This is a genomic window from Candidatus Omnitrophota bacterium (assembly GCA_023819145.1).
Lineage (GTDB): Bacteria > Omnitrophota > Gorgyraeia > DTHP01 > DTHP01 > JBFWKV01.
This window is the reverse complement of record JAMWCW010000007.1, coordinates 45,023-57,334: the sequence shown is the minus strand read 5'-3', so window position 1 is coordinate 57,334 and position 12,312 is coordinate 45,023. Positions and strand designations below refer to the sequence as shown.

The following is a 12,312-nucleotide window of genomic DNA, read 5'->3' as shown; positions in this document are numbered from 1 at the left end:
AAGTTCAGGATGCAGGATTATATTTAAGAAATTTATAAAATTTAGTTTTTGATATTTAGAATTATTGTATATAGGGATGAAAATATTAGTTATCGGCTCTGGTGGGAGAGAGCATGCTTTAGTTTGGAAAATTAGTCAATCTAAACTAGTGGATAAGATATTTTGTGCCCCGGGTAATGGTGGAATCCTTAAACATGCAGAGTGTATTGATATAAAAACAGAAGATACAGATGGTTTATTAGAGCTTGTACGCAAAGAACGAATAGACTTTACAATCGTCGGTCCAGAAGCATCTTTAGCGCAAGGAATTTCTGATGAATTTATGAAAAACGGCTTTAAGATTTTTGGGCCGGGAAAATTAGCAGCAAGTTTAGAATCAAGCAAGATTTTTGCTAAAGAACTGATGCACAAATATAGTGTTCCCACTGCTGACTTTAAGATATTCGATAATCCTGATGATGCAAAGCATTATATAGAAACAAAAAATGGACCTTGGGTAATTAAGGCCGATGGACTTGCACAGGGTAAAGGGGTATTTGTTGTTAAGACGGAAGAGGAGGCATTTAATGCTATTGATTTAGTTATGGTAAATAAAATCTTTGGTAAGGCGGGAGAAAGAATTATAGTTGAGGATTTTCTTAAAGGAGAAGAAGCTTCAATAGTGGTCGTTACTGACTCGCGTGAATTCGTTGCTTTTCCATCCAGTCAGGACCACAAGCGTGTATTTGATAATGACGAAGGACCAAATACCGGTGGGATGGGTGCTTATTCTCCCGCTCCAGTAGTTACGAGAGAGTTGTTTGAAGTTATTGAGAAAGATATCATTACGCGGACAATTGATGGTTTAGTGCAAGAGGGTATAATCTATAAAGGTGTTTTGTATGCAGGAATTATGGTTACCCAACAAGGACCTAAAGTTTTAGAATTCAATGTGCGTTTTGGTGATCCTGAGACCCAAGCAGTTTTACCCCGACTAAATTCAGATTTATTGGAGTTGATGTTAGCTACCTCCGAAGGTAAGCTTGCTAAGTTTAAGAAATTTGGTTCTTTGAACTGGAATAAAAAGTCATGCGTCTGTGTGGTATGTGCTTCAAAAGGTTATCCCGGTGATTACGAGAAAGATAAGGTTATTTATGGTTTGGAAGAGGCGGAAAAGTTAGAAGATATAGTTATCTTTCACGCGGGGACAAAGGTTCAGATTTCCGAAGAAAAGGATAAGAAACTAGATATGAAATACATGACTAATGGAGGGAGGGTTTTGGGAGTAGTGGGTTTGGGGGAGGGAATAGAAGAAGCCATTAGGCGTACTTATAGAGCAGTAGAGAAGATTCATTTTGAAGGTATGCATTATCGTAAAGATATAGGAAAAAAAGCTTTAGAAAATAAAAAATCCCACCATAAAAATTGTGCTACAAGAATTAACGAAGTCGCTTAGTTTTGTATTAGAGGTAGATACGTTGAGCTTTTTGACGGTAAAAATCAAATAGATTATAATTAGGGGGAGGATATGAGAAATAAAAAGATACAAGCTTTAGTGAGCGTGGTAATGGGTAGCGATTCTGACCTTCATGTATTAGAAGAAGGATTTAGTATCCTTAAAGATTTTAAAATTCCTTACGAGGTGCGTATTATTTCTGCACATCGCACCCCTGATGAAGCGGTGGAATTTGCCAAGCATGCTAAAGATAGAGGTGTAAAGGTAATTATAGCTGCTGCAGGAGGAGCAGCCCATCTTCCGGGTGTAATCGCTTCTCATACCGAATTACCGGTGATAGGAGTTCCTATTGAGACAGATTCTCTAAAGGGTTTGGACTCTCTTTTATCTATTGTTCAGATGCCTGCAGGTGTTCCTGTGGCTACCATGGCTTTGGGTAAAACAGGAGCCAAGAATGCCAGTCTTCTAGCTATTAAGATTCTGAGTTTGGAAGATAGAAAATTAGACCATCTTATTATAAAATACAAAAAACAGATGCAGAGAAAAGTAAAAGAGAAGGATAGTGAGGTTAGAAGGAATTATAGTTTCTATACCGAGATAAAAAAATGATTAAAAATATTCTCTTTGTATGTACAGGTAACAGCTGTAGATCGGTAATGGCAGCAGAGCTACTAAAAAATATGCTTAAAGATAAAGCAAAAAATTTTGTGATAAAATCTGCAGGAACCTCTGCTTTGGAAGGAATGGGTGCAAGTACGGAGGCGCAAAAGGTTATGTTAAAGGAAGGTATTGATATATCTGCTCACCGTGCCACACGTTTGACCAAAGAGATGATAGAAGAAGCAGATTTGGTTCTGGTTATGGAAGAAGCGCATCATAACATTATTCTGAATCTTTATCCTGAGGCGGAGAAAAAAACCTATCTTCTTAAAAGTTTTATGGAAAACATACCCAAAAATAGTAGTCTGGAAATTCCCGACCCTATCGGGAGACCTCCTGAAGTCTATGAAGAGGTTTTGTTTATTTTTAAGGAGAGTTTAGAAGGTTTAATTAAGAAATTCAAGTTGGATAAATAATATCTTGTATTGTAATCATGTAATTTTACTTAATAAGATCTAAAATAAAATGAATATTGCTCTTGGTTCAGACCATGCAGGATTTAAATTGAAAGAAGCATTAAGGGATTTTTTATTAGAAAATGGATACAGAATAAAAGATTTTGGTACCTTTAAAGAAGAAAGTTGTGATTACCCTGATTTTGGATACAAAGTAGCAAAGGCAGTATCAGAGCATAAATTTGAGAGAGGAATTTTGATTTGTGCTACTGGCATTGGCCAGAGCATTGTTGCCAATCGCTTCCCCGGAGTAAGAGCTGCTTTGTGTTATAATCTTAAATGCGCTAAATTGAGCAGAGAACACAATGATGCAAATATAATTATTTTTGGAGCACGTTTTATAAATAAGGAAATGGCAAGAAAGTTTTTAGAGATTTGGTTAAAAACTGGGTTTCAAAAGGGGAGGCATCTGCGGAGGTTAAAAAAGATTGAGAAGATTGAAAAAGAAATTAGCAAAGGGGGTAAATAGTGAAGAGATTAAAGGAAGTTGACCCTGAGATATTTTATTTTCTTAGGAAAGAGATTAAAAGAGAGAACGAAAATTTAGAACTTATTGCCTCAGAAAATTTTGTTTCTTATGCAGTTTTGGAAGCGCAGGGATCCGTACTTACTAACAAGTATGCAGAAGGATATCCGGGAAGGCGTTGGTATGGAGGTTGTCAATATGTAGATGAGGTAGAACGTTTGGCAGTGGAGAGGGCTAAGAAGATATTTAAAGCGGAGCATGTAAATGTACAGCCACACTCGGGGACGCAAGCAAATATGGCAGTTTATTTTGCTTTGCTTAAACCGGGGGATACCGTTCTTGCTATGGACCTGGCGTGCGGAGGACACCTTTCCCATGGCCATCCCCACAATTTCTCAGGTATTTTTTACAACATTGTTACCTATGGAGTGAATAGGAGTACTGAGTTAATAGATTACGACCAAGTAGAGATATTAGCAAAGAGACATCGACCAAAGATGATACTTGCAGGGGCAAGTGCCTATTCTCGCATCATTGATTTTAAGAAACTGAGAGAAATATGCGATAAGGTAGGAGCTTATCTTTTTGTAGATATGGCACACTTTGCCGGTTTAGTCGCCGCAGGACTGCATCCCAACCCAGTTGATTATGCCGAAGTAGTCTCTACTACTACTCACAAGACTTTGCGTGGTGCAAGAGGAGGAATGGTTCTCTGCAAAAAAGAATTTGCTAAAAAAATTGATGCTTTGATTTTCCCTGGAATTCAAGGAGGGCCTTTATTACATATAATTGCTGCGAAGGCAGTTACTTTTAAAGAAGCCTTAAATCACGATTTTAAAAAATATCAACAGCAAGTAGTTAAGAATGCTCAGGTTCTTGCTTCAGAGTTAAAAAGTAAAGGATTTCGCATCGTTTCTGGAGGGACAGATACGCATCTTTTTTTGGTAGACCTTATTAAGAGTAGAGGAGTTACCGGTAAAGAAGCTGCAGAAGTTTTAGATATGGCAAATATTACTGTGAATAAAAATCTTATTCCTTTTGATAATTTAAGTCCCCCCATAACCAGCGGTATTCGTTTGGGAACTCCTGCTGTGACCACTCGAGGGATGAAAGAAGAGCATATGAAAGAAATAGCCTCTTTTATAGATGAAGTATTAAAATCACCTGACAATAAGATGGCTATTAAAGAGGTTAAAGATAAAGTAAGGAATCTACTTAAAAGATTTCCTTTATATTTATCGCGATGAAGAAAGAAATTAAACGTCCTTCTTGGGATAATTATTTTATAGAAATAGCTAAGCTTGTAGCCAGTCGTTCAACATGTTTGCGTAGGCAAGTAGGGGCAGTGATTGTCAAAGAGCGACATATTTTGTCAACGGGTTACAATGGGACTCCCAAAGGGATTAAACATTGCGACGTTATAGGATGTTTGCGGGAGAAACTGAAAATTTCTTCAGGCGAACGTCATGAACTCTGTCGCGGTCTGCATGCGGAGCAAAATGCCTTACTCCAGGCGGCACTCTACGGAATAAGTCTTAAGGATGCAACTTTATATTGCACAAATCAACCCTGTATTATTTGTGCAAAGATGTTGATTAATGCGGGAATAAAAGAAATTGTTGTTTTGGATGGTTACCCTGATTCGACGGCTAAAGAAATGTTCGAAGAGTCAAAGATTAAGATAAGAAGAATAAGAGAATCTAATTTACCTTTTGATATTTAGAATCTGAATTTAGAAATATAATAATGAATTGTCCCTATTGTAAATATAGCGAAACCAAAGTAATCGACTCTCGAATATCGCAAGAAGGTTTAGCTATCCGCAGGAGAAGGGAGTGTCTAAAATGTAAAAGAAGGTTTACTACTTATGAGAAATTAGAAGAAATGCCTCTTATGGTGGTTAAAAAAGATGGAAGAAGAGAACATTTTGATAGGAGCAAACTTCTTTCTGGAATAATGAAAGCGGTAGAGAAAAGACCTATAGAAACCGCGAGAATAGAGGATATGTTGGATAGAATAGAAATGGCTTTACAAAGAAGTTCGGATAACAATGAAGTCAGTTCGCGAACAATCGGAGAATTGGTAATGAAGCATTTGCGCTCTCTAGACCAGGTAGCCTATGTCCGTTTTGCTTCGGTTTATCGTGAGTTTAAAGATGTTGGGCAATTTATGCTGGAGTTGAAAGGACTTCTAAGCAAAGAAAAAAGGAAAATATAATGTATTTCAAATCCATAGAATTATATGGTTTTAAGTCGTTTGCTGAAAAGACAGTATTGAAATTCGAACCGGGGATTACCGCCATTGTTGGTCCTAATGGTTGTGGAAAAAGCAATATTTCGGATGCAATAAAGTGGGTCTTAGGAGAACAGAATCCTCGGGAATTACGTGGTTCCAGGATGGAAGATGTTATCTTTAATGGGACTAGCATCAAGGAGCCAGTTAATTTTGCCGAGGTTTCTTTAACCCTTTCCAATGAGGATAAAATTTTCCCTATAGAATATGCAGAGATTACCGTTACTCGGCGGCTTTTTCGTTCCGGAGAATCAGAATATTTACTCAATAAAGTTCCCGTTCGTCTTAAAGATATCCAGGAATTATTCTTTGGTACAGGTATAGGAACAAGTTCCTATTCTCTGCTTGAACAGGGTAAGATTGACTTGGTTTTGAGTTCACGAGGGGAGGATCGACGTTTCATATTTGAGGAAGCAGCAGGAATCACCAAATTTAAATCTCAAAAAAAAGAGGCTTTGAGAAAATTGGAAGATACAGAAAATAATTTAATAAGGGTTAACGATATAATCAGTGAAGTAAGCAGGCAACTTTCTTCACTTGAACGTCAGGCAAGAAAAGCGGAACGGTATCAGGAGATTTTTAATATATTAAAAGACAAAGAATTAAAATATAGTAAATCCCTTATGCTTCAATTGGAGGGTAAGAAGGAAGCACTGCTTAAAGAAAAAGAAGCTTTACAAAAAGAAGAAGAAAAAATCTTAAGAGATTTATCTTCCGGAGAAGAGCGGTTGAAAGAAAGACGAGAAAAGCTCGAATCTTTAGAAAAAGAGATTTCTTCAGAGGAGAGCAGAAAGGCTTACCTTGAAGCTTCGTTAGAAAAGAACCAATCAAAGATTATGCTTGATAGTGAACGCATTAAAGAGTTAGAGGAAAGAAATATCGTCCTTGTCGAGGAAAATAAGAGATTAGAGGAAAAAAGAGACAACGAGAGGAGAATGCTCACAGAACTGAAAGTTCAATTTGATGATTTTTGTAAGGATGAAGAGGAAAAGAAAAATCTGCTCAAAAACAAACAGGATTTATTGAATTCACTAAATCAACAGATAAAAGAAGGAGAATCTTTGATTAGTAATTACCGACTTCAACTTATGGATGTTAATCAGGGAATGGCAAGAGTAAGAAATGAGCTGACGAAGCTAAAGACAGAGATTTCGTCTTTTCAAGCACGCCTCCGCCGTTTGGAATTAGAAAAAGCTAAGGCTGATGAAGAGAAAGGTAAACTTGATAGTTTATATACCCAACGTTGCCAAATTTTAGAGGATAAGAAATTAGTTCTATATAATAAAGTTAAAGATATAGAGGAATTAGATAATCGGATAGGGAAATTAAATAAGGACCTGGATGATTTAACTGGAGAACTTCAGAAGAAAGAGGTGGAATATAATACACTCGCTTCACGCATCGATTTGATGAAAGAGATGGAAGCACATTATGAAGGGTATTCTCCGGGAGTAAAATCCTTGATTTTAGCATATAAAAATGGTGCATTAGGAGAAGCAGCGATAATTGGACCTTTGGCAGAAATGCTTGAAGTGGATAAGGGTTATGAGAAAGCGGTGGAAGCCGTTCTGGGTGAGAATGCTCAGGCAATCTTAATTAAAGACTACAGAAGTTTGTCACTCTGTTTAGATTATATAAGAGAACACAACTTAGGTGGAGTGAACTTTCTTGTTCTTGAGGACATAGAAAAAAATGTTGTTTCTTCATTAAATATCGAAGGCAAGTTTAGTTATTTAATTAACTTTGTCCGCCTCGTTCCTTATGAAATTGTACTCTCTTATTTGTTTTCAAATACCGTTTTAGTGAATAATTTGGAGGAAGGAATTGGGCTTAAGAGAGAAAGAGGAGATTTATCTTTATGCTTAGTTACTTGCCAAGGGGATGTTATGAGAGACAATTTTATCAAAACCGCTTATGTTTCTATAGACGAGGATACCTCTATCATTGGGCGTCGTAGAAAGATTGAGGATTTAAAATTGGAATTAGTTAGTTTGGGTAAAGAAAAGGATAAACTTTCCCAGGATAAAGAAAGTTTATCCCTAACGTTGAATCAGACCAAAGAGGAGTTGGTCAACAAAGAAGAGGAGAAACACTTAATTGAGATTGAGTTGAGCAATCTAAACCAAGAGGTTGAAAGGATAGGAAAAGATTTAGGAAGAGTAAAGGACGAATTAGGAATTGTAGATTTAGAAATTGAAGAATCGCGTGAGGAGGTCAATTCGCGCGATGGCAAGATAAAGGAGAGTGAAAATAGACTAAAGGATTTAGAGTTGAGAGAGTCAGAAATACAACGGCTCTTAGAAGAAACGACGCGTAATCTTGAAGATAGAAATGCTTTAAGGGAAAAGACTTTATTGGAGATTACAGAGCTTGAATCGAGTTTAAATTCGTACAGTGAGAAGGCAACGCTTCTTAACGAGAGGATTTATTCCTTGGAAAACTCTGTTGCTGAAACAGAGAGAATGTTTTTAACAAGATTAGAGGAAAGAAATATTAATCTTGAAAAAATTAAACTCTTGAATGAAGAGATTTCCTCTCTTGAGAAGGAGAAAGGTGTTTTTAATAAAGAGATTGAAAATAGTGTAAAGAAATTAGATGATTTAAATGCAAAGAAAAATTATTTTAAGAATGAGATAGAAGAAGAAGAAGATAGCTTGGGAACAATGCAGAAGAGCTTGGATAAGATAAAAAATGGAATTCATGAGTTGGAGATAAAAATGCAAGGTATAGATTTTGATAAGAGAGATATTCTCCAGAAAATAGAAAGTAATTATAAAATTAATTTAGAGACAGCAAAGGTAGATTTTACAGCGGAAGATTTTGATGAACATATTTTGAAAGAAGAAATAAGTTCATTACAAGATAAGCTTTTATCACTTGGCCCAGTTAATCTTATTGCCATCGAAGAGTTTGGACAACTTCAGGAAAGACACAGTTTTCTTCTTAACCAACAGTCAGATTTGCTGAAAGCTAAGGAATCCTTGCACGAGGCAATTAATCGTATTAATCATACGGCGAAGGAAATGTTTATTGATACGTTTCAGAAGATAGGGGTAAACTTCAAAGAGATTTTCCGTCTTCTTTTCGGTGGAGGAAATTCTCAGTTGTTCCTTTTGGAACCTGAGAATGTTTTAGAGTCAGGGATAGAAATTATTGCTCAGCCACCAGGTAAAAAGTTGCAGAATATAAATCTCCTTTCTGGAGGAGAGAAGGCCTTGACTGCTGTAGCCTTGCTTTTTGCTATTTTTAAAGTAAAACCCAGTCCTTTTTGTATCCTTGATGAAGTAGATGCGCCCCTGGATGAGTCTAATATTGACCGTTTCCGTATGTTGATGAAGGAATTTTCTAAAACGTCACAATTTATTGTTATTACGCACAATAAAAAAACAATAGCGGTTGCTGACGTTATGTATGGAGTGACGATGGAAGAATCAGGGGTTTCTAAACTTGTTTCTGTAAAATTTTCTGATGTTTCTGAAAATACTAAAGTCGAGGCAAGGAAAAATTAAATTAAGTTTATTATTACTGAGACATTGACTGAGGAAAATATAGACAAGTACGATTCCTCCCTTTTTTCTTAGCCTCGAGCATAGCCATATCTGCTTTGTAAATCAATTCATCTTTGTTAGAAGCATCTGCAGGAAAGGTAGCTATACCTATACTTACGGTGATTTTCTGTTTCGGTTGTACTTCTTCATGAGGGAATTTATGTAATTCAATTTGATTCCTCAATCTCTCCGCAAATTTGAGTGTATCTTCTTTACTTATTTGGGGTAAAATTATAGCAAATTCCTCACCTCCGTATCTACATGCCCAGTCATTTCTACGTACATTTTGCCGGATTATATCTCCTATTTCTTGAAGGACTTTGTCTCCCGCTTGATGACCAAGTGTATCATTGTAGTTTTTGAAATCATCTATATCGAGCATAATAAGACTTATTGATGTTTTGTTTGCAGAAGATTTCTTTATTTCTTCATTCATCAACTGCTGAAAATAACCATGATTCCAGAGATGTGTAAGATAGTCGGTATTAGAGAGGATGAGAGTCTGTTCATATAAACGTGAGTTTTCAATTGCTAAACCTGCCTGGTTAGCAAACATACTTAGAAGACGCAAATCATCCTGGTTAATGGGTTTTCGCGTTATAAAATTGTCTGCCAGAATTACCCCTATTGCCTTATCTTTTGCCTTAAGCGGCACCACCACAAATTGGTCAACTTTTAACAAGGAGAGTGCAACATCGTTTATTTTTGCCCTCGCTTCAGGAGTATTTATAAGGGAAGGAGAGCCTTTTATTACTGTCACAGCAAGGATTCCTCCATCTTCTCTTAAAGGAATTTTTATGGTTTTTACGAGATTGTTCAAAGGAGAATCCTTCTGGACAGAAAACTCTTTATATGCTTCAATGAAATCATTAAGGTCCATTTTTTCTGTTTCAATCTTTTTCCAAATGTGATATGCCTCTTCACCTGACTGCGGTCCTATGCCCATACGTCCTTCAAGCAAATTTTCTTTTTCATTGACCATAAAAAGCATTGCGCGGTTAAAACCGAGTCCAGTATGGGCAGTTGCTGCAGTAAGTATTATATAGAGAATTTCATCAAGGTTGAGTGTGGAATGCATAGCGTTGCCTATCTCATAGAGGATAGATAGTTCCGTTTTTGCTTTATCCAGCTCTTTCTTAAACAGCTCAATATTTTCTTGAATCTCTTTTTCCATAAGGGGACAAATAAAGTTATATAAATATAGCAAAAATTTTTATTTCTGTCAAGGCTTGACAAACAAACCTGTTTTTGATAAAATTTAGATAAATCTTCGGGACATCTGCTATGGCAGACCTGCCATAGTCTTCTATGGCAGGAGGTGTAAATCCTGACCGGCGGTTTTCCCTTTTAGAAAAGAAAGGAAGTGTTTAAGGGAGTTGAGAGTTTTGATTTAGGAGAAGGATAGTTTTCTAAAGGGGTAAAGCCCGCGAATCCCGATTCACCGGGACAGAACTGGTGAAATTCCAGTGCCGATTGTCCTGACTAAAGTCAGGATGCCGGATTGAAGAGAACCATTGTATTCGGCATATAGTCTAGAGGGGAGAAGATTTTATAATCGTTGTTTTCTCTTTACCGTAGATTAATTCGGTTATAAAATATTGTCCCGAGGATAACTTCGGGACATTTTATTTTGGAGGATTAAGGGGTTTATGAAATTCAATACTATAGAAGAGATTATTGAAGATTTGAAACAGGGAAAGATGGTGATTATGCTCGATGATAAGGACCGTGAGAATGAAGGAGACCTTATTGTTGCTGCTTCTTTTATTACAGCGGAACACATCAATTTTATGGCCAAATATGGGAGGGGTTTAATCTGTGTGCCCATGGAAGGCGAGCGCTTAGATGAGTTGGGATTATATCCCATGGCTGAAGAACCACAGGATACGTATAAGACTGCCTGGGTTATTTCTGTTGATGCTAGAAATAATATTACAACAGGGATTTCTGCTCACGACCGCGCCCATACTATTAAAGTTTTGATTGATCCTCAGACAGCTGCGAAAGATTTAGTTAAGCCTGGTCATGTATTTCCTTTACGGGCAAAAGAAGGAGGAGTTTTAGTTAGGGCAGGGCATACGGAAGCGTGTGTAGATTTGATGAGATTAGCGGGTCTTTATCCTGCAGGAGTTATTTGCGAAATTATGAATGAGGATGGAACGATGGCAAGGACAAGGGAACTCTTTGAGTTTGCACAAAGGCACAACCTCAGGATTGGAACCATAGCTGAACTTATTGCTTACCGGAGACGTTCCGATAAATCTGTTCATAGAGTGAGCGAAACGGTTATTCCTACAGATTATGGTGAATTTAGACTTGTTCTCTATGAGTCATCGATTGATAAAGCCCTACATATTGCTTTAGTAAGAGGGGATTTAGAGAAAAACATCCAGCCTGTTCTCGTAAGGGTTCATTCTCAGTGTTTAACTGGCGATATCTTTGGTTCAAAAAGATGTGATTGTGGTGAACAGTTGAATAAATCAATGGAGATGATTGCCCGCGAAGGAAGAGGGGTAATTCTTTATCTTCTCCAGGAAGGGAGAGGGATTGGTTTAGAAAATAAGATTAGAGCCTATGCTTTGCAAGATAAAGGTTTAGATACAGTGGAAGCAAACCTTGCTCTTGGTTTTGATGCCGATTTAAGAGAATACGGAATTGGTGCTCAGATTCTTTTTGATTTGGGAGTTAGGGAAATTCGGTTACTTACCAATAACCCACGTAAAATTGTAGGTCTGGAGGGTTATGGTCTCAAAATTGTCGAACGTGTTCCCATTGAAATTTCTCCCTCTCCTTTCAACAAGAGATATTTGAAGGCAAAAAAAGAAAAATTAGGGCATCAATTGTCTATTTAAATATGAATAATCAGATTAAAAAGTTTGTTTAAGACAGTTAACCAATTCAAGACATTCGGTTTTCTAAAATTGTATACTTGCTTTTCAAAATTGTAAAGAAAGGAGGTAGCCATGAAGTTGATTAAAGGAGATTTAGTAGTAGAGGATAAGAAGTTTGCTATTGTGGTTTCGCGTTTTAATGAATTTATAAGTCAGAAACTACTTGAGGGATGTATTGATACCCTACTAAGGCATGGTGCAAAGGAGGAAGATATTTTAGTAACTTGGGCCCCTGGTTCTTTTGAAATTCCTCTTATTGCTTCAAAACTTGTTCAATCTAAAAAATTTCAGGCGGTAATCTGTTTAGGAACAATTATTCGTGGTGCTACTCCTCATTTTGATTATATTTCTGCCGAAGTAACCAAAGGGATTGCACAGATAAACATTTCTACGGGGATTCCCGTTATTTTTGGGATAATTACTGCTGATAATATAGAACAGGCAATTGAACGCGCAGGGACCAAAGAAGGTAATAAAGGTAGAGATGCAGCATTATCTGCTATTGAGATGGCGAATCTTTTAGATAAGATAAAATAGGTGATGGGTTGCCGTACATTTTCGGTTG

The 12,312-nt window shown here is 36.9% G+C and carries 11 protein-coding genes; 10 read left to right on the top strand and 1 reads right to left on the bottom strand.

The genetic code is table 11. The annotated features are described in order from the left end of the window. Positions 1-76 precede the first annotated feature (76 nt). The 8 genes from purD to smc all read left to right on the top strand — a co-directional run bounded on the left by purD (position 77) and on the right by smc (position 8,817). Positions 77-1,435, top strand: coding sequence for a phosphoribosylamine--glycine ligase (gene purD, locus NC818_04880; protein MCM8784088.1), 1,359 nt, complete (start codon positions 77-79; stop codon positions 1,433-1,435). A 72-nt stretch (positions 1,436-1,507) separates the two neighbouring features. Continuing rightward, positions 1,508-2,044, top strand: a complete 537-nt coding sequence (gene purE, locus NC818_04875; protein ID MCM8784087.1) for a 5-(carboxyamino)imidazole ribonucleotide mutase — start codon at positions 1,508-1,510, stop codon at positions 2,042-2,044. A 47-nt stretch (positions 2,045-2,091) separates the two neighbouring features. Further along, the gene (locus tag NC818_04870; GenBank protein ID MCM8784086.1) at positions 2,092-2,511 is read left to right on the top strand and encodes a low molecular weight protein arginine phosphatase; all 420 of its coding nucleotides are present in this window, start codon (positions 2,092-2,094) and stop codon (positions 2,509-2,511) included. Between the two features lie 49 nt (positions 2,512-2,560). Beyond that, positions 2,561-3,019 (top strand): ribose 5-phosphate isomerase B, encoded by a 459-nt coding sequence (rpiB, locus tag NC818_04865; protein MCM8784085.1) that lies wholly within the window; start codon positions 2,561-2,563, stop codon positions 3,017-3,019. Further along, positions 3,016-4,263, top strand: a complete 1,248-nt coding sequence (locus tag NC818_04860) for a serine hydroxymethyltransferase (protein MCM8784084.1) — start codon at positions 3,016-3,018, stop codon at positions 4,261-4,263. Before rpiB ends, NC818_04860 begins: the two co-directional genes overlap by 4 nt. After that, complete coding sequence (locus tag NC818_04855) at positions 4,260-4,739, top strand: cytidine/deoxycytidylate deaminase family protein (GenBank protein ID MCM8784083.1); 480 nt, start codon at positions 4,260-4,262, stop codon at positions 4,737-4,739. The genes NC818_04860 and NC818_04855 overlap by 4 nt, the downstream gene beginning before the upstream one ends. A gap of 23 nt (positions 4,740-4,762) precedes the next feature. Then, positions 4,763-5,233, top strand: coding sequence for a transcriptional regulator NrdR (nrdR, locus tag NC818_04850; protein ID MCM8784082.1), 471 nt, complete (start codon positions 4,763-4,765; stop codon positions 5,231-5,233). After that, positions 5,233-8,817 (top strand): chromosome segregation protein SMC, encoded by a 3,585-nt coding sequence (smc, locus tag NC818_04845; protein ID MCM8784081.1) that lies wholly within the window; start codon positions 5,233-5,235, stop codon positions 8,815-8,817. Before nrdR ends, smc begins: the two co-directional genes overlap by 1 nt. A 13-nt stretch (positions 8,818-8,830) precedes the next feature. On the opposite strand, the gene NC818_04840 is transcribed toward smc, so the two are convergent. Further along, positions 8,831-10,030 (bottom strand): sensor domain-containing diguanylate cyclase, encoded by a 1,200-nt coding sequence (locus NC818_04840; protein ID MCM8784080.1) that lies wholly within the window; start codon positions 10,028-10,030, stop codon positions 8,831-8,833. Between the two features lie 475 nt (positions 10,031-10,505). Between NC818_04840 and NC818_04835 the strand changes: the two genes are divergently transcribed. Beyond that, positions 10,506-11,708, top strand: a complete 1,203-nt coding sequence (locus NC818_04835; GenBank protein MCM8784079.1) for a bifunctional 3,4-dihydroxy-2-butanone-4-phosphate synthase/GTP cyclohydrolase II — start codon at positions 10,506-10,508, stop codon at positions 11,706-11,708. 111 nt (positions 11,709-11,819) lie between these two features. Continuing rightward, positions 11,820-12,284, top strand: coding sequence for a 6,7-dimethyl-8-ribityllumazine synthase (ribE, locus tag NC818_04830; GenBank protein MCM8784078.1), 465 nt, complete (start codon positions 11,820-11,822; stop codon positions 12,282-12,284). Positions 12,285-12,312 lie beyond the last annotated feature (28 nt).